Origin of the sequence: Streptomyces sp. NPDC047017 (assembly GCF_040644175.1) — a bacterium.
GTDB lineage: Bacteria > Actinomycetota > Actinomycetes > Streptomycetales > Streptomycetaceae > Streptomyces.
This window is the reverse complement of record NZ_JBEYVW010000002.1, coordinates 35,436-59,653: the sequence shown is the minus strand read 5'-3', so window position 1 is coordinate 59,653 and position 24,218 is coordinate 35,436. Positions and strand designations below refer to the sequence as shown.

At 72.5% G+C, this 24,218-nt stretch carries 21 protein-coding genes; 13 read left to right on the top strand and 8 right to left on the bottom strand.

Features of this window, described 5'->3' with window-relative positions; translation table 11 throughout:
• Window positions 1–6: 6 nt before the first annotated feature.
• The 3 genes from ABZ858_RS03570 to ABZ858_RS03560 all read right to left on the bottom strand — a co-directional run bounded on the left by ABZ858_RS03570 (window position 7) and on the right by ABZ858_RS03560 (window position 3,029).
• Window positions 7–954, bottom strand: coding sequence for a hypothetical protein (locus ABZ858_RS03570; RefSeq protein ID WP_361372119.1), 948 nt, complete (start codon window positions 952–954; stop codon window positions 7–9).
• The gene (locus tag ABZ858_RS03565; protein WP_361372116.1) at window positions 951–1,394 is read right to left on the bottom strand and encodes a hypothetical protein; all 444 of its coding nucleotides are present in this window, start codon (window positions 1,392–1,394) and stop codon (window positions 951–953) included. The genes ABZ858_RS03570 and ABZ858_RS03565 overlap by 4 nt, the downstream gene beginning before the upstream one ends.
• A 114-nt stretch (window positions 1,395–1,508) precedes the next feature.
• Complete coding sequence (locus ABZ858_RS03560; RefSeq protein ID WP_361372114.1) at window positions 1,509–3,029, bottom strand: diaminopimelate decarboxylase; 1,521 nt, start codon at window positions 3,027–3,029, stop codon at window positions 1,509–1,511.
• A gap of 236 nt (window positions 3,030–3,265) precedes the next feature.
• Here ABZ858_RS03560 and hutU point away from each other — a divergent pair, with 236 nt between their 5' ends.
• From hutU to ABZ858_RS03535, 5 genes are all read left to right on the top strand, one after another.
• Window positions 3,266–4,930 (top strand): urocanate hydratase, encoded by a 1,665-nt coding sequence (gene hutU / locus ABZ858_RS03555; protein WP_361372111.1) that lies wholly within the window; start codon window positions 3,266–3,268, stop codon window positions 4,928–4,930.
• Window positions 4,927–6,144: an allantoate amidohydrolase gene (locus ABZ858_RS03550; protein ID WP_361372108.1), complete on the top strand. Its 1,218-nt coding sequence runs from the start codon at window positions 4,927–4,929 to the stop codon at window positions 6,142–6,144. Before hutU ends, ABZ858_RS03550 begins: the two co-directional genes overlap by 4 nt.
• Entirely contained in the window at window positions 6,141–7,487 is a 1,347-nt protein-coding gene (locus ABZ858_RS03545) for a formimidoylglutamate deiminase (RefSeq protein ID WP_361372105.1), read from the top strand. Before ABZ858_RS03550 ends, ABZ858_RS03545 begins: the two co-directional genes overlap by 4 nt.
• A 27-nt stretch (window positions 7,488–7,514) precedes the next feature.
• Window positions 7,515–8,705: an imidazolonepropionase gene (hutI, locus tag ABZ858_RS03540; protein WP_361372102.1), complete on the top strand. Its 1,191-nt coding sequence runs from the start codon at window positions 7,515–7,517 to the stop codon at window positions 8,703–8,705.
• A gap of 150 nt (window positions 8,706–8,855) precedes the next feature.
• The gene (locus tag ABZ858_RS03535; RefSeq protein WP_361372099.1) at window positions 8,856–10,331 is read left to right on the top strand and encodes a LamG domain-containing protein; all 1,476 of its coding nucleotides are present in this window, start codon (window positions 8,856–8,858) and stop codon (window positions 10,329–10,331) included.
• Window positions 10,332–10,418: 87 nt separating this feature from the next.
• Here the strand turns inward: ABZ858_RS03535 and ABZ858_RS03530 are convergent, their stop codons facing one another.
• Window positions 10,419–11,396: an RNA polymerase sigma factor SigF gene (locus tag ABZ858_RS03530; RefSeq protein ID WP_361372920.1), complete on the bottom strand. Its 978-nt coding sequence runs from the start codon at window positions 11,394–11,396 to the stop codon at window positions 10,419–10,421.
• A gap of 252 nt (window positions 11,397–11,648) precedes the next feature.
• On the opposite strand from ABZ858_RS03530, the gene ABZ858_RS03525 reads away from it, so the two are divergent.
• Together ABZ858_RS03525 and ABZ858_RS03520 are read left to right on the top strand one after the other, a co-directional pair.
• Window positions 11,649–12,026, top strand: a complete 378-nt coding sequence (locus ABZ858_RS03525; RefSeq protein ID WP_361372918.1) for an STAS domain-containing protein — start codon at window positions 11,649–11,651, stop codon at window positions 12,024–12,026.
• A 236-nt stretch (window positions 12,027–12,262) separates the two neighbouring features.
• Window positions 12,263–12,814 carry an ATP-binding protein gene (locus ABZ858_RS03520; protein ID WP_361372096.1) on the top strand — a complete coding sequence of 184 codons (552 nt, stop codon included), beginning with the start codon at window positions 12,263–12,265 and terminating at the stop codon, window positions 12,812–12,814.
• Window positions 12,815–13,055: 241 nt separating this feature from the next.
• On the opposite strand, the gene ABZ858_RS03515 is transcribed toward ABZ858_RS03520, so the two are convergent.
• On the bottom strand, window positions 13,056–14,552 hold the full coding sequence (locus ABZ858_RS03515; RefSeq protein WP_361372093.1) for an oligopeptide:H+ symporter: 1,497 nt from the start codon (window positions 14,550–14,552) through the stop codon (window positions 13,056–13,058).
• A 510-nt stretch (window positions 14,553–15,062) separates the two neighbouring features.
• Between ABZ858_RS03515 and ABZ858_RS03510 the strand changes: the two genes are divergently transcribed.
• Complete coding sequence (locus ABZ858_RS03510) at window positions 15,063–15,740, top strand: response regulator transcription factor (protein WP_018566970.1); 678 nt, start codon at window positions 15,063–15,065, stop codon at window positions 15,738–15,740.
• A gap of 49 nt (window positions 15,741–15,789) precedes the next feature.
• The gene (locus ABZ858_RS03505; protein ID WP_361372090.1) at window positions 15,790–17,061 is read left to right on the top strand and encodes an ATP-binding protein; all 1,272 of its coding nucleotides are present in this window, start codon (window positions 15,790–15,792) and stop codon (window positions 17,059–17,061) included.
• A gap of 61 nt (window positions 17,062–17,122) precedes the next feature.
• On the opposite strand, the gene ABZ858_RS03500 is transcribed toward ABZ858_RS03505, so the two are convergent.
• Window positions 17,123–17,680, bottom strand: a complete 558-nt coding sequence (locus ABZ858_RS03500) for a GtrA family protein (RefSeq protein WP_361372087.1) — start codon at window positions 17,678–17,680, stop codon at window positions 17,123–17,125.
• A 174-nt stretch (window positions 17,681–17,854) separates the two neighbouring features.
• On the opposite strand from ABZ858_RS03500, the gene ABZ858_RS03495 reads away from it, so the two are divergent.
• Genes ABZ858_RS03495 through ABZ858_RS03485 form a run of 3 tightly spaced genes read left to right on the top strand, consistent with a single transcriptional unit; the run spans window position 17,855 to window position 20,701 of the window.
• Entirely contained in the window at window positions 17,855–18,994 is a 1,140-nt protein-coding gene (locus tag ABZ858_RS03495) for a 5-(carboxyamino)imidazole ribonucleotide synthase (RefSeq protein ID WP_361372084.1), read from the top strand.
• Entirely contained in the window at window positions 18,991–19,518 is a 528-nt protein-coding gene (gene purE / locus ABZ858_RS03490; RefSeq protein WP_361372081.1) for a 5-(carboxyamino)imidazole ribonucleotide mutase, read from the top strand. Before ABZ858_RS03495 ends, purE begins: the two co-directional genes overlap by 4 nt.
• Window positions 19,519–19,522: 4 nt before the next feature.
• Entirely contained in the window at window positions 19,523–20,701 is a 1,179-nt protein-coding gene (locus tag ABZ858_RS03485) for a dipeptidase (protein ID WP_361372078.1), read from the top strand.
• Window positions 20,702–20,713: 12 nt separating this feature from the next.
• Here ABZ858_RS03485 and ABZ858_RS03480 read toward each other — a convergent pair whose 3' ends face one another.
• Together ABZ858_RS03480 and ABZ858_RS03475 are read right to left on the bottom strand one after the other, a co-directional pair.
• Window positions 20,714–21,106, bottom strand: coding sequence for a VOC family protein (locus tag ABZ858_RS03480; protein ID WP_361372075.1), 393 nt, complete (start codon window positions 21,104–21,106; stop codon window positions 20,714–20,716).
• A 252-nt stretch (window positions 21,107–21,358) separates the two neighbouring features.
• On the bottom strand, window positions 21,359–22,702 hold the full coding sequence (locus ABZ858_RS03475; RefSeq protein ID WP_361372072.1) for a UDP-glucose/GDP-mannose dehydrogenase family protein: 1,344 nt from the start codon (window positions 22,700–22,702) through the stop codon (window positions 21,359–21,361).
• A 188-nt stretch (window positions 22,703–22,890) separates the two neighbouring features.
• Between ABZ858_RS03475 and ABZ858_RS03470 the strand changes: the two genes are divergently transcribed.
• Entirely contained in the window at window positions 22,891–24,048 is a 1,158-nt protein-coding gene (locus tag ABZ858_RS03470; RefSeq protein WP_361372069.1) for an acyl-CoA dehydrogenase family protein, read from the top strand.
• The last annotated feature ends 170 nt before the right edge of the window (window positions 24,049–24,218 follow it).

Here is a 24,218-nt window from a genome sequence, read left to right as displayed (position 1 = left end):
CTCCTCTCAAAGGGCCTCCAGCGCATCCCTGAGCCTCTTCAGCAGCGTGATGTGGGGGTCGGCGGCGTACTGCGCGGGCAACTCGGTGAGGCCGGGCACGGAATCGACGGGTGGGCCGCCGTACGCGGCGGTGCTGTGTACGGCGGTGCTGTGTGCGGCGGTGCTGTACGCGTCGGCGCCGTACGCCTCCGCTCCGTACGCCTCCGCTCCGCACGCCTCCGCGCCCTCGGCCGGCTGTCGTGGTGCGACCAGGCCCGCCGACGCCAGCCGCCGTACGTCCACCAGCGTGTGGAACGCCTGCCGGCCCAGCTCCCGGGCCAGGTCGGTGGCCGTGCGGGTGCCGTCGACGCGGTCCAGCAGGGTCTGCTGGCGGGCGGTGAGGCCGGGCGCGCCGGTGGTGTGCGTGCGGACCAGCGCGGTGCCGTCCGGCCGCGGATCGGGCCAGATGCGGTGCAGCAGCTCACGGCGGCGCAGCGCCTCCCGTTCCAGCGCGGCGACCGGCACCGGCGGCAGGGGATCGGGGCGGCGGGCGGCGCCGTAGCGGAAGCGGCCCGGGGTGCTGCTCGGGGCGAGGGCGAAATAGGCGGCGTCGTGCAGCGCGCCCAGGTGGCACAGTTGCAGCGCGCCCTCGGCCAGATGGCCGTCGGCCAGCAGGAGGCGCGCGGCGCCCTGGTGGTCGCCGGCCCGGGAGACGGCGTCCTGCCAGACCTCGGCCCGTAGCGTGCCGTGCGCGGTGAGCAGCACCTCCAGGCCCGGGGCCAGCGGGCTCTCGGCGTGCACCACCCGGCCCTCGTCCAGGTGGAGGGTGCCGCACTCGCGGACCAGGACGCCGGTGGCCCGCTCGGCGGCGAGCCGGGTCAGCATCGGGGAGACGCCGCCCCAGGCCCGCTCGGCGGCGGCCGTCCGGTCCCGCACCGGCAGCCGGGGCGGTTCGGTCGTGTCGACCGCCGTCATCCCAGCACCAGCCGCTCGGCCATCTCGCCCAGGCGGATACGGGCCAGCGCGAGGTTGCCCTCCGCGCGGGTCAGCCACAGGTGCAGGAACACGCTGCTGTCGAAGCCGGTGTCCACGAACCGCAGCAGGTGGTAGCTGTCCCGGCTGCTGACGATGAGGTCCTCCACCGGAGACCGGCCGCCGCCACCGGGTGGGCCGTCCGGGCCGTCGCCGGGCTGCCCGGCGGAGTGGTCGGCGGAGTCGTCGGCGGCGGCGAACGCCCCGTGCTCCGCGGCCAGCCGGGCCAGCTCGGCGGCCTCGGCCGCGTTGGTCTCGTGGTCGCCGCCCGGGGCCTCCCCGACGGTGCCCAGGGCCAGTCCGCTCGTCCAGTCGACCAGCGCGGCCCCCCGCGCGCCGGGCAGCCGCATGGCCTCCAGTAGGCACTCGTCGATTCCGGGCACCGTCGTTCCCCTCCCCGCCTCGTCGGTCTCGGCTGAGTGATGACGACGCTACGCAGGGTGTGCGCCAGGGGGTGAGGCTTATGGCATTTTCCAGTGGAACATGCGACCGAGGCGCTAACGTGGGTCGGCTGACCCCGGTTCTGATCCGGATGTGCCGGATGCGCCGGGCGTGTTGGAGGTGCCGGCCGCGCCGGATGCGCCGGGCGCGCTCAGCGTGGTGAGCGCCGAGGCGTGCGCCCCTCCCGCCTCAACCACGATCTCCGCGACCGTCTGCGGCTCGCGCACGGTCGCGAACACGATCCCTCCCGTGCCGTCCGCCGCATAGCCGTACACGCCGGGCCTGGGCAGCGAGTTGTAGGCGTAGTGGTGGGCGAAGTAGTACGCGCCGGTGTCCAGCGCCGCCACGAGGTCGCCCGCCGCCAGCGGGGGCAGCGCGCGGCCCTCGGCGAGCAGGTCGCCCGCGAAGCAGGCCGGTCCCGCGATGTCCTGCACCACCCCGGGCTCCGTCCTGGGCCGCCCCTTCGCGTCGTACGCGGCCAGCCGCAGCGGCCAGGAGGCCGGCGCGTACACCGTCCGGGTGGCGACCTGCACGCCCGCGTGCGTCACGGCGACCGGCCGCCCCCCGGCGCTCTTGGTGTACTCCACCCGCGCCACCACCGTGCCGTGCTTGGCCAGCAGCGACCGCCCGAACTCGGTCACCAGCCCGTACCGCCCGTCGAAAAGGCCCGGTACCACCTCGCCGAGCAGCCGCGCGTACTGCGCGTACGTCGGCTCTTCCGCCTCCGAGGCGAAGTTCACCGGCAGGCCGCCGCCGATGTCGAGGGTGTCGACCTGCCGCCGCCCGGCCCGCGCGTTGATCTCCTCGGCGAGCGCGTACGTCTGCGCGACACCGCGCGCCATCAGGGAGAGCGGGACGCCCTGCGAGCCGGTGTGCGCGTGCAGCCGGGTCAGCCACGGCCGGTCCAGGAAGGCCCGGACGACCCACTCGCGCACCCCCTCGTCCCGCAGCGCCACCCCGAACTTCGAGGTGGCCGTCGCCGTCGACAGCGCCCCGATGGAGCCCCCGCCGACCTGCGGGTTGACCCGGATGCCGAGCGGGGAGCGGGGCGCGCCGGACCGTCGTACCAGGGCGTCGATGCGGTCCAGTTCCTGCGGGTTGTCCGCGTTGACGGCGATGCCCAGCTCCAGCGCCTCGCGCAGTTCGGCGGGGGTCTTGGCGGGCGAGTCCAGGACCGTACGGGCGGGCGGCACCCCGGCCGCGCGGGCCAGCGCCAGTTCGCCCGGGCTGGCCACCTCGGCGCCGATGCCCTCCTCGTGCAGCAGCCGCAGCACCGGCACCAGCGGGGTCGCCTTCACCGCGAAGGCGTGCAGCACGGGCGTGCCCGGCGCGGTGACCGCCTCGAACGCCGCCCGCAGCCGCGCCGCCGACCGCCGGATCCCGGCCACGTCGAGCAGGCCCACGAGGGGCGTGCCGGGGCCCAGCAGCCCCTGGTCCACCGCGGCCCGCACCGCCTCGTCCCGCCGGGCGGCCCGCTCCCCGGCCACCCCTTCCGCTTCTGCTTCCACCTCGACTTCCACTTCCACTTCCGCTTCCGCGCGAGCCGCCCGCTCCCGGCCACCGAAGTCCGCGCCCATGCCTGTGCCTGTGCCTGTGCCTGTGCCTGTGCCTGTGCCTGTGCCTGTGCCTGTGCCTGTGCCTGTGCCTGTGCCCATGTCCATGCCTGTGTTCATGCCCATGCCCTCGTGTCCAGCCAAACACCCGGCGCGGAGGCATGCCGCCACGCCGATGTATTGACTAGCTCTATTCACAGGTCCAGGATGTGAATAGAAGACGTAACAATCCCTCGGGAGCAACCGCCAGGAGGCAGCCCATGTCAGGACCCCGCCCCGTCCGATCACCACGCGGAACGGAACTGAGCGCCCTGGGATGGCAGCAGGAGGCCGCCCTGCGCATGCTGCAGAACAACCTGGACCCCGAGGTCGCCGAGCACCCCGACAAGCTCGTCGTCTACGGCGGCACCGGCAAGGCCGCCCGCGACTGGCGCTCCTTCGACGCCATGGTCCGCACCCTGCGCACCCTCAAGCAGGACGAGACCATGCTCGTCCAGTCCGGCCGCCCGGTCGGCGTCATGCAGACCCACGAGTGGGCCCCGCGTGTCCTGCTCGCCAACTCCAACCTCGTCGGCGACTGGGCCAACTGGGAGGAGTTCCGCCGCCTGGAGGCCCTCGGCCTGACCATGTACGGGCAGATGACCGCCGGGTCCTGGATCTACATCGGCACCCAGGGCATCCTCCAGGGCACCTACGAGACCTTCGCCGCCGTCGCCGCGAAGAAGTTCGGCGGCACCCTCGCCGGGACGATCACCCTCACCGCCGGCCTCGGCGGCATGGGCGGCGCCCAGCCGCTGGCCGTGACCATGAACGACGGCGTCGCCATCTGCATCGACTGCGACCCGCGCGCCATCGACCGCCGCATCGAGCACCGCTACCTCGACGTGCGGGCCGACTCCCTCGACCACGCCCTCCAACTCGCCACCGAGGCCCGCGACCAGCGCAGGCCGCTGTCCATCGGCGTCCTCGGCAACGCCGCCGAACTGGTCCCGCAGCTCCTCGCCATGAGCGCGCCCATCGACATCGTCACCGACCAGACCAGCGCCCACGACCCGCTGGCCTACCTGCCGCTCGGCGTCGCCTTCGAGGACATGGCGGACGCCGCCGCCAAGGACCCGGCCGGCTTCACCACCCGGGCCCGCGAGTCCATGGCCCGGCACGTCGAGGCGATGGTCGGCTTCCAGGACGCCGGCGCCGAGGTCTTCGACTACGGCAACTCCATCCGTGGCGAGGCGCAACTGGCCGGTTACGACCGGGCGTTCGCCTTCCCCGGCTTCGTCCCCGCCTACATCCGGCCGCTGTTCTGCGAGGGCAAGGGCCCCTTCCGCTGGGCCGCCCTGTCCGGCGAGGCGTCCGACATCGCCAAGACCGACAAGGCGATCCTGGACCTCTTCCCGGAGAACGAGTCCCTGGCCCGCTGGATCAAGCTGGCCGGCGAGCGCGTCCACTTCCAGGGCCTGCCCGCCCGCATCTGCTGGCTCGGCTACGGCGAGCGCGACAAGGCCGGCGAGCGCTTCAACGACATGGTCGCCGGCGGTGAGCTGGCCGCGCCCGTCGTCATCGGCCGCGACCACCTCGACTGCGGCTCCGTCGCCTCCCCGTACCGCGAGACCGAGGCCATGCTCGACGGCTCCGACGCGATCGCCGACTGGCCGCTGCTGAACGCCATGGTGAACGTCGCCTCGGGCGCCTCCTGGGTGTCGATCCACCACGGCGGCGGCGTCGGCATGGGACGGTCCATCCACGCCGGGCAGGTCACCGTCGCCGACGGCACCGCGCTGGCCGGCGAGAAGATCCGCCGGGTCCTCACCAACGACCCCGGCATGGGTGTCATCCGGCACGTGGACGCCGGGTACGACATCGCGGAGTCCGTGGCCGGCGAGCGGGGCGTGCGGGTCCCGATGCGCGAGGGTGACGGGGCGTGAGCTTCCACAGCATGTGGGCGGAGCTGCTGCCGGTCGGCCGCAGCTCCGCCTCCGGCGGCTACCGGCGATTCGCCTGGACCGGGGCCGACGCCGAGTGCCGGGCCTGGTTCCGGCAGCAGGCCGAGGACCGGGGCCTCGCCTACGAGACCGACCGCAACGGCAACCAGTGGGCCTGGCTCGGCGACCCGGCCGCCGGGGACGCCGTCGTGGCCGGCTCGCACCTCGACTCCGTGCCCGACGGCGGCGCCTTCGACGGGCCCCTCGGAGTGGTGTCGGCCTTCGCCGCCCTCGATGAACTGCGCCGCAGGGGAGCACGGTTCGCCAAGCCGCTCGCCCTGGTCAACTTCGGGGACGAGGAGGGAGCCCGGTTCGGGCTCGCCTGCGTCGGATCGCGGCTGACCGCCGGACAGCTCACCGTCGAGCAGGCGCACCGCCTCACCGACGCCGACGGGATCACCCTGCCGAAGGCCATGGAGGCCGCCGGCTACGACCCGGACGCCATCGGCCCCGACCCGGAGCGGCTCGCGCGCATCGGCGCCTTCGTCGAACTCCATGTCGAACAGGGCCGCGCCCTCGACCTCACCGGGGACGCCGTCGGCGTGGCCAGCGCGATCTGGCCGCACGGACGGTGGCGGTTCGACTTCCGCGGCGAGGCCAACCACGCCGGCACCACCCGGCTCACCGACCGCCGCGACCCGATGCTGTCGTACGCCGGGACGGTGCTCGCCGCCCGCCGCGAGGCCGAACTCGCCGGCGCCGTCGCCACCTTCGGGAAGATCGCCGTGGAACCCAACGGGGTCAACGCCATCCCGTCCCTGGTGCGCGGCTGGCTCGACTCCCGCGCCGCCGACCAGCAGACCCTGGACACGGTGGTCACCGCGGTGGAGAAGGCGGCCCGCGAGCACGCCGCGGCGCACGGCGCCGACCTCGACGTGGTCCGCGAGTCCTTCACCCCCGTCGTCGAGTTCGACCACGCCCTGCGCGACGAACTCGCCCGCCTCCTGGGACAGGACGGCGACCTGAAGGTGCCCGTCCTCGGCACCGGCGCCGGACACGACGCCGGGATCCTCTCCGGCAGCCTCCCGACCGCCATGCTGTTCGTGCGCAACCCCACCGGTGTCTCGCACTCCCCGGCCGAGTCCGCCACCGAGGACGACTGCGTGGCCGGAGTGCTCGCCCTCGCCGACGTACTGGAAGGACTGGCCTGCACGTGACGCCCACTCAGCAGCCGCGGACCTACTGGCTGGAGCACGCCTGGCTCGGCACGCACGTCGAGCCGGGCGTGGTGCTCGACGTGCGCGAGGGCCGCATCGCGGCCGTCCGCACCGGCGTGCCCGCCCCGCCGCAGGGCGCCGAACCGCTGCGCGGCCTCACCCTGCCCGGACTGGCGAACGCCCACTCGCACGCCTTCCACCGCGCGCTGCGCGGCACCGTCCAGGTCGGCTCCGGCACGTTCTGGACCTGGCGCGAGGTCATGTACGCCACCGCCGACCGGCTCACCCCGGAGAGCTACCACGCGCTGGCCCGCGCGGTGTACGCCGAGATGGCCCTGGCCGGCATCACGGCCGTCGGCGAGTTCCACTACGTCCACCACGCCCCCGGCGGCACCCGGTACGCCGACCCGAACGCGATGGGCGAGGCCCTGATCGAGGCCGCCGCCGAAGCAGGCATCCGCGTCACCCTGCTGGACACCTGCTATCTCTCGGCCGGCTTCGGGCAGCCGCCGGACGCCCACCAGCTCCGCTTCTCCGACGGCACGGCGCAGGACTGGGCCGAACGCTGTTCAGTTCTCAAGGAACGGGATCACGCGCGGATCGGCGCCGCCGTGCACTCCGTACGGGCCGTGCCCGCCGGGGAACTGGCGACCGTGGCGCGGTGGGCCGAGGAGCGGCGGGCCCCGCTGCACGTGCACCTGTCCGAGCAGACCGCGGAGAACGACGCCTGCCACCGGGCCCACGGGTGCACCCCCACCCGCCTGCTGGCCGACCACGGCGTCCTCGGCCCGCGCACGACCGGCGTGCACAGCACCCACCTCACCGACGAGGACATCGCCCTGCTCGGCGGCTCGGGCACCGGCACCTGCATGTGCCCCACCACCGAACGGGACCTGGCCGACGGCATCGGACCGGCCGTCGCCCTCCAGCGCGCCGGCTCCCCCCTCTCCCTGGGCTCGGACAGCCACGCCGTCATCGACCTGCTCGAAGAGGCCCGCGCCATGGAGCTGGACGAGCGGCTGCGCACCCGCGCCCGCGGCCACTGGACGGCCGCCGCCCTGCTGCGCGCGGCCACCGCCGACGGTCACGCCGCCCTCGGCTGGGACGACGCGGGCAGCCTCGCCCCCGGCGCGCTCGCCGACTTCACGACGATCGCCCTGGACTCGGTCAGGACAGCGGGTCCGGTGCCCCGGCTGGGCGCCGAGACGGCCGTATTCGCGGCGGGCGCGGCCGACGTACGGCATACGGTCGTGGCCGGCCGGCACGTCGTACGGGACGGCGCGCACACGCTCGTACCGGACGTGCCGCGGGCTCTGGCCGCCGCCGTCGAAGCCCTGCGCTGACCCCCACCGCCCCCCCACGAGGACACCATGAGCAGCATGAGCACCGGCACGAGCACCGTCATCACCAACATCGCCACACTGGTCACCAACGACCCCTCCCTCGGCGACAACTCCCCTCTCGGTCTGATCCGGGACGCGGCCGTCGTCATCGACGGCGACCGCGTCGCGTGGACCGGTGAATCAAGCAAAGCACCCGCCACTGACAATCGGGTCGACGCCGGCGGCCGCGCGGTCCTCCCGGGCTTCGTCGACTCCCACTCCCACCTGGTGTTCGCGGGCGACCGCACCGAGGAGTTCAACGCCCGCATGTCCGGCCGGCCCTACAGCGCGGGCGGCATCCGCACCACGGTCGCCGCCACCCGCGCCGCCGGCGACGCCGAACTGGAGGCCAACCTCACCCGCCACCTCGCCGAGGCGCTGCGCCAGGGCACCACCACGTTCGAGACGAAGTCCGGGTACGGCCTGACCGTCGAGGACGAGGCCCGCGCCCTGCGCATCGCCGCCCGGCACACCGACGAGGTCACCTACCTCGGCGCGCACATCGTCCCCCCGGACCACGCCGGGGACCCGGCGGCGTACGTGGCCCTGGTCACCGGCGAGATGCTGGACGCCTGCGCCCCGCACGCCCGCTGGATCGACGTCTTCTGCGAGCAGGGCGCCTTCGACGGCGACCAGGCCCGCGCGATCCTCACCGCGGGCAAGGCCAGGGGCCTGCACCCGCGCATCCACGCCAACCAGCTCTCCTACGGCCCCGGTGTGCGGCTCGCCGTCGAACTCGACGCGGCCAGCGCCGACCACTGCACCCACCTCACCGACGCGGACGTGGACGCGCTGGCGAGCGGGGACACGGTCGCCACGCTGCTGCCCGGCGCCGAGTTCTCCACCCGCGCCGCCTGGCCGGACGCCCGCCGCCTGCTGGACGCGGGTGTCACCGTCGCCCTGTCCACCGACTGCAACCCGGGCTCGTCCTACACGTCCTCGGTGCCGTTCTGCGTCGCCCTCGCCGTGCGGGACATGGGCATGACCCCCGACGAGGCGGTCTGGTCGGCGACCGCGGGCGGCGCCGCGGCCCTGCGCCGCACCGACATCGGCCGCCTCACCCCCGGCGCCCGCGCCGACCTGACCCTGCTGGACGCCCCCAGCCACGTACACCTGGCCTACCGCCCGGGCGTACCGCTGGTGACGCGGGTGTGGCGCGGCGGCGTGCGCGAGGTCTGACGGGGCCGCCCCGCCCCCCGAGGGCCGGCCCCTGCCCCGACGGCCTCCCTCCGCGCGCCCTGGCGGAGGGACGGAGCCCGGGAGTGTGATCAAGTGAGGTGATCGGACGGCCGGCCAGGGGCCCGGCCGGCGACCCTGGGGAGGAACGGCATGGTCAGCAGACGCGGGCTGTTGGGGACGGCGGCACTGGTGGGCGCCGGCGCGCTGGCGGGGGTGGCGCAGGGCGCCGGGCCCGCGGCGGCGGACGCGCCGCTGGACACGCCCTTCACCCCGGTCTCGGTGCCGCACCTGGCGCAGGCCGAGCAGATGGTGCAGTACCAGCGCCTGCTGGCGGCCGGCCAGCTGCCCACCGACCTGCGCGGCCACTGGCCGCTGGCCGGGTCCGCCGCCGACCGCTCCGGCGGCGGACACCCCGTCACCCTCGCCTCCGGCGCGGCCTGGACGACGCTGCGGGCCGGTGGCGAGCTGAGCCTGCGGGCGGCGGGCGCCTGTGCCACCACGGCCTCCGTGCTGGACACCACGGCCCCCTTCACCGTCTCGGCGTGGGTGCGGCTCTCCGACGACCCGGCCGACCCCGCCGACCCGGCCACCATGTACACCGCGGTGAGCCAGGACGGCGACCGGGCGAGCCGCTTCCTGCTCCAGTACGACGACTCGGTGCGCACCTGGGCGTTCAAGGTGCGCAGCGCGGACCAGGCCGCCAAGGTCTCCGCCGTCGCGTCCGCGCCCGCCCGTACGGGCGTGTGGACGCATCTGACGGGCGTGTGGGACGGATCGAGGATCCAGCTGTACGTGGACGGGGTGCCGGCGGGCGCCGCGGACACCACCCTGTCCTGGGCCGCCCCGCAGGGCTTCAACATCGGCCGCGCCAAGTGGAACGGCGCCGCGGCCAACCAGTTCAAGGGCGCGATCAGCGACGTCCGCGCCTACGGCCGCGCGCTGACCGCCCAGGAGGCGGCCGTCGTCAGCGGGCGCACCGCCCGGGAGAACAACGCCTATCTGGTCGGTTCCGCGGCCTCGCTGGTGTGGGGCTCGCCCGGCGACCCGGCGGGCTGGGTCTCGCGCGCCCGCTGCTCGTCCTTCCTCACCCAGGTGCTGAAGCACACCTACGCGTGGGCGGCGGGCGACTACTTCACCCGGTACTTCCAGGACTCCGTCCCGGAGGCCGCGGACTACCGCAAGGCGTTCGCGGCCGGCACGGCGGGCCCGCGCTTCCGGCCCGTGTCCCAGGTCGCCGAACTGCTGCCCGGCGACCTGATCGCCGTCGACTACAACGGCTCGGACCCGCAGAACACCGGGCACATCGTCATGGTCCGCGAGGTCAAGGGCGTCTTCACCGGTTCGGGGAACGTCACCGGCGAGACCCAGTACGCGGTGGAGGTCGTCGACTGCACCTCCGACCCGCACGGTGTGTACGGGCTCACGAACTACCCCGGCTATCCGGACACCCGCATGGTCAGCGGTGTGCCGGGCGAGGACTTCGAGGGCGTGGGCATCGGCCACATGATGTTCTACGCCGCGAACGACACGGGTGCGTTCTCCCGGTACCGGTGGAGCGTGAACACCGGCTCGGCGAAGACGTACGCGGTGCAGGACCGCCCGATCGCGGCGGCCCGGATCGCCTGACCCCGGCCCCGGCCCCCGTCCCGGCGCTCGCCGGCGGCGGTGGCCGGTGTCCCGCCGCCCGTACGGACCGGGCGGCGGCGCAGCCGGTCACTCCTCGACCGTCAGCCCCTTGCGCAGCCGCACCAGGGTGCGGGTCAGCAGCCGGGAGACGTGCATCTGGGAGATGCCCAGCTCCTCGCCGATCTCCGACTGGGTCATGTTGGCGACGAACCGCAGGGAGAGGATCTTCCGGTCCCGGGAGGGGAGTTCGGCGATCAGCGGCTTCAGCGACTCGACGTACTCGATGCCCTCGATCCCGTGGTCCTCGTAACCGATGCGGTCCGCGAGGGCGCCCTCGGAGTCGTCGTCCTCGGGCTGGGCGTCCAGCGAGGAGGCGGTGTACGCGTTCGACGCCGCCATCCCCTCCACCACCTCTTCGGCGGACAGGCCGAGGTGCTGGGCCAGCTCCGTCACGGTCGGGGCGCGGTCCAGGCGCTGGGCCAGTTCGTCCCCGGCCTTGGCCAGGTCCAGACGCAGCTCCTGGAGCCGGCGCGGCACCCGCACGGACCACGAGGTGTCCCGGAAGAAACGCTTGATCTCGCCGATGATGGTTGGCATAGCGAAGGTCGGGAACTCGACCCCGCGAGAGAGTTCGAAGCGGTCGATCGCCTTGATCAGCCCGATGGTGCCGACCTGGATGATGTCCTCCAGCGGCTCACTGCGGGAGCGGAAGCGGGAGGCGGCGAACTTGACCAGGGCGAGGTTGAGTTCGACGAGCGTGTTGCGGACGTAGGCGTGCTCGTGGGTGCCCTCGGCGAGGGACTGCAGCCGCTCGAAGAGCGTCTTGGACAGCGCCCGGGCGTCGTCCGGGGCCACTTGGTCGTACGGGGGGATGTCCGGGAGGCCGGGGATGTCCGGCAGGCCGGCCGGTGCGGCGGCCGTTCTCGGGGCCGGCACGGCGGCCGTGCGACCCCGCTCGTCCCGCCCGGGACGTACGCCGTCGTGGAGGTCGATGGGATCCAGGCGGTCCGGTGGGGGTGTCGACGTCGCCGTCTGGGTATGCGAGGCGTCGAGCCGGGGTGACATGATGTCCTCCATCGTTCTCGGCATAAGGCTGCCGGAGCCAATGCGTGCACTGCGGTGTGCGGCGCCTCCAAAGCCGGCCGTGTCGGGTGCGTGTCTCTACTAGCCCTACCCGCTTTCCCAAGGCGATCGCAAGTGCGTTATGACGGCATATGTCCGTTTGTGTGCGGTTGTTCAGGTGTCGGAGTGGTCGGGGAGGGCGTAGTGTTCGAGGGCGTCATTTCAGCAGCCGAGACACCGGGAGAGAGAGACGGCATGGACCGCGGGACGGTCGGCAGCGCACAGTCGGGCCGGCTTCTGGTGGAGGTGCGGCAAGAGGGCTCCAGCGCCGTCGTGACACCGGCGGGCGAGTTGGACCACCACACGGCCGACCTGCTGCGCGAGCCGCTTGAGGAGTGCCTCGACAAGGGGCGATCGCGCTTGGTGGTGGATTGTTCGCGCCTGGAGTTCTGTGACTCCACGGGTCTGAACGTACTGCTGGGGGCGCGCCTGAAGGCGGAGGCCGCCGGGGGAGGTGTGCATCTCGCCGGAATGCTGCCGGTCGTGGCGCGTGTGTTCGAGATCACAGGAGCGGACGCGGTCTTCAGCGTGCACGACACGCTTGAGGACGCGCTGGCCGACGAGAGCGGCTGAGCCGCCCGTCGTGCGTGCCGTCGGTGTGATGTCGGACGGCCGCCGCGCGCTGTGCGGAGCCCGTTCGCCGGTGCTCGCACCGGGCGGCGCGTCCCGCAGGCGCAAAACGGTGGTGTTCCGCCGGATCGGTCGGGCAGGAGACATGCTGAACGGATCGGCGGGCAGTGCACCGGCCCTGTACGAGTGTGTGGTGACTTTTGAATCGTGAACTGGTGAATCGGTGAGGTGAAGCGCTGATGAGCACCACCCGGCCTTACTCGCCGGGCGACCGCGGCCCGGAGCCCAGCGGCGGCGCTTCCGGGGCGTCCGAGGGGGACGCGCCGACGGGTGACGCGTCCGCAGGGGGTGCGACGGCCGTGCCGGCGGTTTCGTCGGGCGGTCGTCAGGTCCGCAGTCTGAGTTTCGACGGCGAGAGCGGTGTCGTGCCGCTGGCCCGCGACTTCGCCCGGCAGGCGCTGTACGCGTGGGGCTGGCTGCCGGCCGCGACCGCCGACCAGCGGGCTGCCGCCGAGGACGTCCTCCTCGTCGTCTCCGAGCTGGTCACCAACGCCTGCCTGCATGCCGAGGGACCGGACCTGCTGGAGATCACCTGCGACAACAAGGTGATCCACATCGAGGTCTCCGACCGCGGCGCAGGCCAGCCGGCCCCCCGCACCCCGCACCGCGCCGGGCGCCCCGGCGGCCACGGCATGTTCATCGTCCAGCGCCTGTGCCTGGACTGGGGCGTCATCCGCGTCCCGGGCACCGCCGGCAAGAAGGTATGGGCGGACCTGGGAGCCCCGGCGTGACCACGCCCCTCCCCGGGCGCCCACCGGCCTGAGCCCGCACCCCTGGGCTGAGCGCGCACCCCTGGGCCGATGAGCTGAGCTGCGACACCTCCTACGCGAGCGCCCCCCCCCACAAACCCGATAGAGCCTCCCGAACCCAGAGGGTCCCCGAACCCCGAAGAGCCGCCGTACCCATCCAGGGTGCGGCGGCTCTTTCGGAGAGCGGAGACCGGAGACCGGAGGCCGGAGGCGACGGGCGGCGTCAGCGCACGTCGCCCATGAGGGCCTTCACCTTCTTGCGGTACATCCAGACCGCGACGCCGGCGACGACGGCGAGCGCCGCCTCCAGGGTGACGATGCCCGTCTTGTTGAGGTCGACGCCGGCGGTGGAGAGCAGGCCGGTGGTGGCGTCACCGGCGGTGACGGCCAGGAACCAGACGCCCATCATCTGGGAGGCGTACTTCGCGGGCGCCATCTTCGTGGTGACCGACAGGCCGACCGGCGAGAGGGTCAGCTCACCCACGGTCTGCACGAAGTAGATCGCCACCAGCCACAGCGCGGCCGCCTTGTGACCGCCGTCGGCGATCGACAGCGGGGCGAGGAAGAGGAAGAAGGACGCGCCGACCAGCACCAGGCCCATCGTGAACTTCACCGCGGTGCTCGGCTCCTTGCCGCGCCGGGCCAGCGCCAGCCACGCCCAGGCGAAGACCGGGGCCAGCGCCATGATCATGACCGGGTTGACCGACTGGTACCAGGAGACCGGGAACTCCCAGCCGAAGACGCTGTTCTTCGCCGACTTCTCGGCGAACAGCGACACGGTCGAGCCACCCTGGTCGTAGATCATCCAGAAGACGGCCGCGGCCACGAAGAACCAGATGTACGCGGTCATCTTCGACTGGTCGGTGCGGTCCAGCTCCTTGTCCCGCTTGATACGGGCGATGACCAGCACCGGGATCAGCAGGCCGGCGACGGTGATCGGGACCAGCAGCCAGTTCAGGGTGTAGACACCGCAGAAGCCGACGATCGCGTAGAAGACCACCGCGACGGCCGCCCACAGGGCCGACTTGCGCAGCACGGCCGCCTTCTCCGGGCCGGTCAGCGGCGTCGGCACGACGTCGGAGCGCGCGTCCAGGTGGCGCGAGCCGAGCAGGAACTGGGCCAGGCCCAGGCCCATGCCGAGCGCGGCCAGCGCGAACCCGATGTGCCAGTTCACGTTCTCGCCGATCGTGCCGATGATCAGCGGCGCGGCGAAGGCACCCAGGTTGATGCCGATGTAGAAGATCGTGAAGCCGCCGTCCCGGCGCGGGTCGTCGGTGCCCTTGTAGAGGTGACCGACCATCGTCGAGATGTTGGCCTTCAGCAGGCCGGAGCCGATGGCGACCAGGCCGAGGCCGCCGAAGAAGCTGCCGGCCCACGGCAGCGCCAGCGTGAGGTGACCCACCATGATGATCGCGCCGGCCACGGCGACCGTCTTGCGGGGACCGAGGACCCGGTCGGCGAACCAGCCGCCGGGCAGGGCGAGCAGGTACACGAGGGACAGGTAGACCGAGTAGATCGCGGTCGCGCCGGCCGCACTCATGTGCAGGCCGCCCGGGGCCACCAGGTACAGCGGGAGCAGGGCCCTCATGCCGTAGTAGGAGAAGCGCTCCCACATCTCGGTCATGAAGAGGGTGGCCAGGCCGCGGGGGTGGCCGAGGAAGGTCTTCTCGGAACCGGGGGTGCCCGGGCGGACCGAGTCCTTCGTCAGGCTGGACGCCATGGTCGTTCCTTGCTGGTCGGGACGCGTCGCGGCGAGGCCGGTACGCGCCCGGTGGGGGGTTGGCCGGCACCGGCGGGACCTCTCGTCCACCCCACGCCCAGGGGAGCGCGCCCCGGATCACGGAGCGTCGGACGGCGGCCACCGGGATCCACGCCTCGCGACGCGACGATGCGTCCGGTGAGGCCCGGCCCTAGGTCGTTCCTATCGAGGCCGGGTGGGAACCGGCCCGCACGACAAAAGGGACCCTCAGCGTCGAAAGAGCGCCGAAGGTCCACTGCGTGCTTACAGGCGTTCAACTCACCATACGGCAGGACACCGCCGGATATGGAAGGACTTGAGACGCGGATCACAGGGGACGGGGGAACCACGCACACGCTTTCGAAGGTGTACTCAAGGATCTCATCGCGCCGTCGATGGTGCCCACCGTAGGACGGCAAGGTAAGAACGCCGGACGACGGTCACACCGCGACTCCGCTCCGAGGGGTTGTACGGGCGGACTACCATCACTCCATGACCCGTGTACTGCTCGCCGAGGACGACGCGTCCATCTCGGAGCCGCTGGCCCGCGCACTGCGCCGGGAAGGTTACGAGGTCGAGGTGCGTGAGGACGGACCCACCGCGCTCGACGCCGGAATGCAGGGCGGTGTCGACCTGGTCGTGCTGGACCTCGGTCTGCCCGGGATGGACGGCCTGGAGGTCGCCCGCCGGCTGCGTGCCGAAGGCCACACCGTGCCCATCCTGATCCTGACCGCGCGCGCCGACGAGGTGGACACGGTCGTCGGCCTCGACGCGGGCGCCGACGACTACGTCACCAAGCCCTTCCGGCTCGCCGAACTGCTGGCCCGGGTACGGGCCCTGCTGCGGCGCGGTGCCGCCGAGCCCCAGCAGCCGCCCGCCACGCACGGCGTGCGCATCGACGTCGAGTCCCACCGCGCCTGGATGGGCGACGAGGAACTCCAGCTCACCGCCAAGGAGTTCGACCTGCTGCGGGTGCTGGTGCGGGACGCGGGCCGGGTCGTCACCCGCGACCAGCTGATGCGCGAGGTCTGGGACACCACGTGGTGGTCGTCCACCAAGACCCTGGACATGCACATCTCCTGGCTGCGCAAGAAGCTCGGCGACGACGCCGCCAACCCCCGCTACATCGCGACCGTGCGCGGCGTCGGTTTCCGTTTCGAGAAGAGCTGATCGGACAAGGGCTGAGCGGAAGTCCGTGCGCCGAGGTGAGTAAGAGGTCATGCGCCGCCGACTGATCCAGTCCACGCTCGCCGTGGTGCTCGTCGTGATCGCCGTCTTCGGCGTCTCGCTGGTGATCGTGGAGACCCGCACGATCAGCAACAGCGCTCAGGAGCGGGTCGACTCCGAGGCGCTGCGGCTGGCCAGCATCGTGGACAGCCGGCTGCTCGGCGCGGAGACCGTCAACGCGGACATCCTGCGCGAACAGGTCGCCGCCGGGCAGTACGCCGTGATCGGCATCCCCGGCCACCCCACCATCGAGGTGGGCACCAAGCCGTCCGGTGACGTGATCCATTCCACGGCCGAGGGGGAGCAGGGCGAGAGCGTGCGGATGGAGGAGCCCCGTTCCTCCGTGACCCGCGAGGTCGGCCGGACGCTGCTGATCATCGGGCTGGTGGCGCTGCTCGCCGTGGTCGCCGCGGTGCTGCTCGCCATCCGCCAGGCCAACCGCCTCGCGTCCCCGCTGACCGACCTCGCCGAGACCGCCGAGCGGCTCGGCTCGGGCGACCCGCGACCGCGCCACAAGCGCTACGGCGTCCCGGAGCTGGACCGGGTCGCGGACGTGCTGGACGGCTCCGCCGAGCGCATCGCCCGGATGCTCACCGCCGAACGCCGCCTGGCCGCCGACGCCTCCCACCAGCTGCGCACCCCGCTGACCGCGCTGTCCATGCGTCTGGAGGAGATCACCCTCACCGACGACCCGGACACCGTGAAGGAGGAGGCGAACGTCGCGCTCACCCAGGTCGAGCGGCTGACGGACGTGGTGGAGCGGCTGCTGACCAACTCGCGCGACCCGCGCACCGGCTCCGCCGTCACCTTCGACCTGGACGAGGTCATCCAGCAGCAGATCGCCGAGTGGCGGCCCGCCTACCGGGGCGTCGGCCGGGCGATCGTCAGCTCCGGCAAGCGGCACCTGCGGGCCGTGGGCACCCCGGGCGCGGTCGCCCAGGTGCTGGCGGCGCTGATCGAGAACTCGCTCATGCACGGCGGCGGCACAGTGGCGCTGCGCACCCGGGTGACCGGCAACCAGGCGGTCGTGGAGGTCACCGACGAGGGGCCCGGCGTCCCCGCCGACCTCGGCGCCCGGATCTTCGAGCGCACGATCAGCGGCCGCAACTCCACGGGCATCGGCCTCGCCGTCGCCCGGGACCTCGCGGAGGCCGACGGCGGCCGGCTGGAGCTGCTCCAGTCCCAGCCCCCGGTCTTCGGCCTGTTCCTGTCCCGCACGCCCCCGCTCAAGCGGTCCCCGGAGGAGGAGCCGACCGTGCGTTAGCCGGCGCCCGGACCGGGCCGTACGCCGGTGGGACCCGGCTCAGGCCGTACGCCGGACCGGCTCAGCGGAACGCCCTGGTCCGCGCCGTCCCGGACTCCGTCTCCAGCAGCGGTTCCCCGTCCGGCACGACGCCCTCGTGGTGGGGCAGCGCGCGGAACACCCAGGTGCGGTACGACCAGAAGCGGAACAGGGTCGCGATGCCGATGCCGAGGAACTTGAAGATGTTGCTCTGCAGCGGGCTGTCCCAGCCGAAGCCGTACGTCGCCAGGTACAGCACCCCGTTCTCGATCACCATGCCGACCGCGCTGAACAGGAGGAACAGGGTCAGCTCCTTGGTGCGGCCGCCCCTGTCGCGGTCCCGGTAGGTGAAGTACCGGAAGCCGATGTAGTTGAAGATGATCGAGACGACGGTGGCGATGACGCTCGCCCGCACCACCTGGAGATCCGTCAGGTGCCGTACGAGGTTGAAGACGAGCAGGTTGACCAGCAGCCCCGCGCCGCCCACCGCGCCGAACTTGGCGATCTCGCGCCAGACCCGGCTCACCCGTCGTACCAGCGCGCCGCGGGGCGCCGGGGGTGCCGGGGGCGCCGCTCGGTCTCCCGAGGAACCATGTCCCATGGTCGTGCAGGCCCCCGTCCGGGTCGGTGTCGTTCAACCCCGCCATGCTATCCAGCGCCCGGGGGCCGCGCCCGCCCACCGGGCACGGCCCGCGGAACAGGTCGGAAAGAATCCCGGAAGAGGCAGGAAAGGGACGAGGAAGGACCCGGGCGGCGTGGCCGATACCCTAGGGGCGTGACGTTCCCCGTAGTCGGCATGGTCGGCGGTGGCCAGCTCGCTCGTATGACACACGAGGCGGGCATCCCGTTGGGCATCAGGTTCAGGCTTCTCAGTGACACCCCCCAGGATTCCGCGGCACAGGTCGTGAGCGATGTCGTCATCGGCGACTACCGCGATCTGGACACGCTGCGCTCCTTCGCGCGGGGCTGCGACGTGATCACTTTCGATCACGAACATGTCCCCACCGAGCATCTGCGGGCCCTGGAGGCGGACGGCATCCCCGTCCGCCCCGGCCCCGACGCGCTCGTGCACGCGCAGGACAAGGGCGTGATGCGCGCCCGGCTCGACGCGCTCGGCGTGCCGTGCCCGCGGCACCGGATCGTGACCGATCCGGCCGACGTGGCCGCGTTCGCGGCGGCGGGCGACGGCTTCCCGGTCGTGCTCAAGACCGTCCGCGGCGGGTACGACGGCAAGGGCGTGTGGGTGGTGGACTCGGTGGCGGAGGCCGCCGAGCCGTTCAAGGCCGGCGTCCCCGTCCTGGCCGAGGAGAAGGTCGACTTCGTCCGGGAACTGGCCGCCAACGTGGTGCGCTCCCCGCACGGCCAGGCCGTCGCCTACCCGGTGGTCGAGTCCCGGCAGGTGGGCGGCGTCTGCGACACCGTGATCGCGCCCGCCCCCGAGCTGGCCGAGGACCTCGCGCTGCGCGCCGAGGAGATGGCGCTGACCATAGCCAAGGAGCTGGGCGTCGTCGGCCACCTCGCCGTCGAGCTGTTCCAGACCCGCGACGGCCGCATCCTCGTCAACGAGCTGGCGATGCGCCCGCACAATTCCGGCCACTGGTCGATGGACGGCGCGATCACCTCGCAGTTCGCCAACCACGTCCGCGCCGTCCTGGACCTGCCGCTGGGCGACCCGCGCCCGCGCGCGAAGTGGACGGTCATGGCCAACGTCCTCGGCGGCGACTACCCGGACATGTACTCCGCGTACCTGCACTGCATGGCCCGCGACCCCCAGCTGAAGATCCACATGTACGGCAAGGACGTGAAGCCCGGCCGCAAGGTGGGCCACGTCAACACCTACGGCGACGACCTGGACGACGTGCTGGAGCGCGCCCGTCACGCAGCCGGCTACCTGAGAGGCACGATCACCGAATGAGCCCGACTGTCGGCATCGTCATGGGGTCGGACTCCGACTGGCCCGTCATGGAGGCGGCCGCGAAGGCGCTCGACGAGTTCGAGATCGCCTACGAGGTGGACGTCGTCTCGGCGCACCGCATGCCCCGCGAGATGATCAGCTACGGCGAGCACGCCGCCGAGCGCGGGCTCAAGGCGATCATCGCGGGCGCGGGCGGCGCCGCCCACCTGCCCGGCATGCTCGCCTCCGTCACCCCGCTGCCGGTGATCGGCGTGCCCGTCCCGCTGAAGTACCTGGACGGCATGGACTCGCTGCTGTCGATCGTGCAGATGCCGGCCGGTGTGCCGGTGGCCACGGTCTCGGTGGGCGGTGCCCGCAACGCCGGGCTGCTCGCGGCCCGCATCCTCGCCGCGCACGACGAGGAGCTGCTGGCCCGGATGCGCGAGTTCCAGCAGGAGCTGAACGACCAGGCCACCGAGAAGGGCAAGCGGCTGCGCGCCAAGGCCGAGGGCGCGGCCGGCTTCGGCTTCGGCACGGGGAAGTGACCCGGTGAGCGCACTGGACCAGGCCCGGGAGCTGCTGCGCGCGTTCCCGGTCGTCGACGGCCACAACGACCTGCCCTGGGCGCTGCGCGAACAGGTCCGCTACGACCTCGGCGCCCGGGACATCGCCGCCGCCCAGCAGGCTCATCTGCACACCGACATCCCCCGGCTGCGCGCGGGCGGCGTCGGCGCGCAGTACTGGTCGGTGTACGTCCGCTCGGACCTGCCCGACCCGGTCCCGGCGACGCTGGAGCAGATCGACTGCGTACGGCAGCTGCTCGCCCGCTACCCGGCGGACCTGGCCCCGGCCCTGACCGCCGCCGACATGGAGGCGGCCCGCGCTGAGGGCCGGATCGCCTCCCTGATGGGCGCCGAGGGCGGCCACTCCATCGCGAACTCGCTGGGCACCCTGCGCGGCCTGTACGCGCTCGGCGTGCGCTACCTGACGCTCACCCACAACGACAACACGGCGTGGGCGGACTCGGCGACGGACGAGCCGGCCGTGGGCGGCCTGTCGGCGTTCGGCCGCGAGGTGGTCCGCGAGATGAACCGCCTCGGCATGCTGGTCGACCTGTCCCATGTGGCCGCGACGACCATGCGGGACGCGCTGGACACGTCCACGGCCCCGGTGATCTTCTCGCACTCCTCCGCCCGGGCCGTCTGCGACCACCCGCGCAACATCCCCGACGACGTGCTGGAGCGGCTGCCCGCCAACGGCGGCGTGGCGATGGTGACGTTCGTGCCCAAGTTCGTCCTCCAGGCCGCCGTCGACTGGACGGCCGCCGCCGACGAGAACATGCGCGCGCACGGCCTGTACCACCTCGACACCACCGAGGAGGGCATGAAGGTGCACCGGGCCTTCGAGCAGTCGCACCCGCGCCCGGTCGCCACCGCGGCCACCGTCGCCGACCACCTCGACCACATGCGCGAGGTGGCCGGCGTCGACCACCTCGGCATCGGCGGCGACTACGACGGCACGGCCTTCACCCCCGAGGGCCTGGACGACGTCTCCGGCTACCCCCACCTGATCGCCGAGCTGCTGGAGCGCGGCTGGTCGAAGACCGACCTGGCCAAGCTGACCTGGCAGAACGCGGTACGCGTGCTGGGCGCCGCCGAGGACGTCGCCCGTGACCTCACGGCCACGACAGGGCCGTCCAACGCGACGATCGGGGAACTGGACGGCTGACGGAGGCCGTCGCTACGCGTGCTCGATCCGGCAGAGGCAGAACGGATGCCCTGCCGGATCGGCGTAGACCCGGAAGTCCTTCTTTCCGCTGTCCTCCAGGTCCAGCGGACGCGCCCCCAGCGCCAGCACCTTCTCGTGGGCGGCGTCCATCTCCTCCCAGGTGGCACCGGCGTCGAAGTCGACGTGGAACTGCTGCGCGTTGCGGTCCGCGCGCGGCCACTCCGGCGGGGTGAGACCGGGCGCCCGCTGGAAGCAGAGCCGGGGGCCGTCCGGGACGGGCAGGACGACCCAGTCGGCGTCCTGCGCCTTCGGTGTGCCGCCGCTGATCCGGGCGTAGAACTCGGCGAGTGCGTGCGGGTCGGGGCAGTCGATCACGACGGAACGGAATCGTGCCACGGGGGGCATGGGACCTCCTGGTCTCTTCCGGTTCTTTCCCGGTTCTTTCCCGGACGGGCGGGGCCGGCAGGCGCGGAGGCAGTACGGGTGCCCGGCCGGACCGGCGTGAACCCGGAAGGCGCGCGTGCGGTCGCCCCCCCCCCTGATCTCCCGGGCCGTGAGCGCACACCCGGTGGTACAGAATGAGGGATGGCGCCGGTTCGGCCGACTGAGCCTCGGCCGAACCGGCGCCACCCCGCTACGGGCGCGACCGCCGTGCGGTCACGCCGTCGGGCGTCCCATCGCCCGGTACGTCCACCCGGCCCGCCGCCACAGCTCGGGGTCGAGCGCGTTGCGCCCGTCCAGCACCAGCCGGGCCGCCGCGACCTCGCCCAGCTCGGCCGGGTCCAGCTCGCGGAACTCCCGCCACTCGGTCAGGTGCAGCACCGCGTCCGCGCCCCGGACCGCCTCCAGCGCCGAGCCGGCGTACCCGAGCGTCGGGAAGACGCGCCGGGCGTTGTCCATGCCCTTGGGGTCGTAGACCGTCACCTGGCCGCCCTGGAGGTGGATCTGCCCGGCCACGTTCAGCGCGGGCGAGTCGCGCACGTCGTCCGAGTCGGGCTTGAAGGTGGCGCCCAGCACCGCGATCCGCTTGCCGAGGAACGGGCCGCCGCCCAGCGCCTGCCGCGCCAGCTCCACCATCTGCCCGCGCTGGCGCATGTTGATCGAGTCGATCTCGCGCAGGAAGGTCAGCGCCTGGTCGGCGCCCAGCTCACCGGCGCGGGCCATGAAGGCGCGGATGTCCTTGGGCAGGCAGCCGCCGCCGAAGCCGATCCCGGCGCGCAGGAACTTCTTCCCGATCCGGTCGTCGTACCCGATCGCCTCCGCCAGCCGGGCCACGTCGCCGCCCGCCGCCTCGCACACCTCCGCCATCGCGTTGATGAAGGAGATCTTCGTGGCGAGGAAGGAGTTCGCGGAGGTCTTCACCAGCTCGGCGGTGGGGAAGTCGGTGACCACGAAGGGCGAGCCCTCGGCGACCGGGACGGCGTACACCTCGCGCAGCAGCTTCTCCGCGCGCTCGCTGCGCACCCCGACCACGATCCGGTCCGGGTGCAGCGTGTCGTCCACGGCGAAGCCCTCGCGCAGGAACTCCGGGTTCCAGGCCAGCTCGGCGTCCTCGCCCGCGGGGGCCAGCCCGGCCAGGGTGCGGGCCAGCCGGTCGGCCGAGCCGACGGGCACCGTCGACTTGCCGACGACCAGCGCGGGCCCGGTCAGGTGCGGGGCGAGCGAGGCGATCGCGGAATCGACGTAGGACATGTCGCAGGCGTACTCGCCGTGCTTCTGCGGGGTGTTCACGCAGACGAAGTGGACATCGCCGAAGGCGCCGATCTCGGCCCAGTCCCGGGTGAAGCGCAGCCGGCCGGTGGAGCCCTCGATGGCGGCGACATGCCGGCGCAGCAGCTCGTCGAGGCCCGGCTCGTACATCGGGGCCTCGCCCCGCTCCAGCTTCTCGATCTTCTCCGGGACGACATCGAGCGCGAGCACCTCGAACCCCATCTCGGCCATGGCCGCGGCGTGCGTGGCGCCGAGGTAGCCGGTGCCGATCACGGTGATCTTGAGGCTCATGGATGCTCCAGGAGGGATGATGGCAATGCGCTGCCCGAGCATATCCGGGGCCTGCGCGGGGTCCTCGCCGGGCAAGGACCCCGCTGTCGCCAAGCTCACGTATCCCTCTGCGCGGGCGGGCCCCTAAAATTCGTGTTACTTAACGGTAATTAGCGTCATCAGTGGTCGTCTTTGGAGCGTGAGAGACCTTGGCCGGATCGGCTGACTTCGACCTGTACCGCCCGTCCGAGGAGCACGACATGCTCCGCGACGCCATCCGCTCGCTGGCCGAGGCGAAGATCGCCCCGTACGCCGGCGCGGTGGACGAGGAGGCCCGCTTCCCGCAGGAGGCCCTCGACGCCCTGGTCGCCAACGACCTGCACGCGGTCCACGTGCCCGAGACCTACGGCGGCGCGGGCGCGGACGCCCTCGCCACGGTCATCGTGATCGAGGAGGTGGCCCGCGTCTGCGCGTCCTCCTCCCTGATCCCCGCGGTGAACAAGCTCGGCTCGCTGCCGGTGATCCTCTCCGGCTCCGAGGAGCTGAAGAAGAAGTACCTGGGCCCGCTCGCCAAGGGCGACGCGATGTTCTCGTACTGCCTCTCCGAGCCCGACGCGGGCTCGGACGCGGCCGGCATGAAGACCAGGGCGGTCCGCGACGGCGACACCTACGTCCTCAACGGCGTCAAGCGCTGGATCACCAACGCGGGCGTGTCCGACTTCTACACCGTGATGGCGGTCACCGACCCCGCCAAGCGCTCCAAGGGCATCTCGGCCTTCGTCGTCGAGAAGTCCGACGAGGGTGTCTCCTTCGGCGCCCCGGAGAAGAAGCTCGGCATCAAGGGCTCGCCGACCCGCGAGGTCTACCTCGACAACGTGCGCGTCCCCGCCGACCGCATGATCGGCGCCGAGGGCACCGGCTTCGCCACCGCGATGAAGACCCTCGACCACACCCGCATCACCATCGCCGCCCAGGCCCTCGGCATCGCCCAGGGCGCCCTCGACTACGCCAAGGGCTACGTCAAGGAGCGCAAGCAGTTCGGCAAGCCGATCGCCGACTTCCAGGGCATCCAGTTCATGCTCGCCGACATGGCCATGAAGGTCTCGGCCGCCCGCGCCCTGACCTACCAGGCCGCCGCCGCCTCCGAGCGCGGCGACGCCGACCTCACCTACCAGGGCGCCGCCGCCAAGTGCTTCGCCTCGGACATCGCCATGGAGGTCACCACCGACGCCGTCCAGCTCCTCGGCGGCTACGGCTACACCCGCGACTACCCGGTGGAACGCATGATGCGCGACGCCAAGATCACCCAGATCTATGAGGGCACGAATCAGGTCCAGCGGATCGTGATGGCGAGGAACCTTCCCTAGCAGGGTTTTTGCAGGTCAGAGCCTATTTCGACGGTCTGGAGGGGCACCCTCGGTTTTGAAGCGCTCGGAACGGCTGGCCGCCAACGCGCTCCGTGCCTTGTTCTGAACTGCTCAAACAAACCAACGAGCGCCCCTGCCGTGCACGGCAGGGGCGCTCGTTGGTCGGTCAG

Bases quoted from the DNA above. Each gene is read 5' to 3' on its own strand.
- hutI (WP_361372102.1), top strand. From the start codon at position 7,515: ATGAGCAGCATGAGCACCGGCACGAGCACCGTCATCACCAACATCGCC.
- ABZ858_RS03525 (WP_361372918.1), top strand. From the start codon at position 11,649: ATGGACCGCGGGACGGTCGGCAGCGCACAGTCGGGCCGGCTTCTGGTG.
- ABZ858_RS03515 (WP_361372093.1), bottom strand. From the start codon at position 14,552: ATGGCGTCCAGCCTGACGAAGGACTCGGTCCGCCCGGGCACCCCCGGT.
- ABZ858_RS03530 (WP_361372920.1), bottom strand. From the start codon at position 11,396: ATGTCACCCCGGCTCGACGCCTCGCATACCCAGACGGCGACGTCGACA.
- ABZ858_RS03560 (WP_361372114.1), bottom strand. From the start codon at position 3,029: ATGGGCGCGGACTTCGGTGGCCGGGAGCGGGCGGCTCGCGCGGAAGCG.
- purE (WP_361372081.1), top strand. From the start codon at position 18,991: ATGAGCCCGACTGTCGGCATCGTCATGGGGTCGGACTCCGACTGGCCC.
- ABZ858_RS03520 (WP_361372096.1), top strand. From the start codon at position 12,263: ATGAGCACCACCCGGCCTTACTCGCCGGGCGACCGCGGCCCGGAGCCC.
- ABZ858_RS03510 (WP_018566970.1), top strand. From the start codon at position 15,063: ATGACCCGTGTACTGCTCGCCGAGGACGACGCGTCCATCTCGGAGCCG.
- ABZ858_RS03475 (WP_361372072.1), bottom strand. From the start codon at position 22,702: ATGAGCCTCAAGATCACCGTGATCGGCACCGGCTACCTCGGCGCCACG.
- hutU (WP_361372111.1), top strand. From the start codon at position 3,266: ATGTCAGGACCCCGCCCCGTCCGATCACCACGCGGAACGGAACTGAGC.
- ABZ858_RS03480 (WP_361372075.1), bottom strand. From the start codon at position 21,106: ATGCCCCCCGTGGCACGATTCCGTTCCGTCGTGATCGACTGCCCCGAC.
- ABZ858_RS03570 (WP_361372119.1), bottom strand. From the start codon at position 954: ATGACGGCGGTCGACACGACCGAACCGCCCCGGCTGCCGGTGCGGGAC.
- ABZ858_RS03535 (WP_361372099.1), top strand. From the start codon at position 8,856: ATGGTCAGCAGACGCGGGCTGTTGGGGACGGCGGCACTGGTGGGCGCC.
- ABZ858_RS03505 (WP_361372090.1), top strand. From the start codon at position 15,790: ATGCGCCGCCGACTGATCCAGTCCACGCTCGCCGTGGTGCTCGTCGTG.
- ABZ858_RS03500 (WP_361372087.1), bottom strand. From the start codon at position 17,680: ATGGGACATGGTTCCTCGGGAGACCGAGCGGCGCCCCCGGCACCCCCG.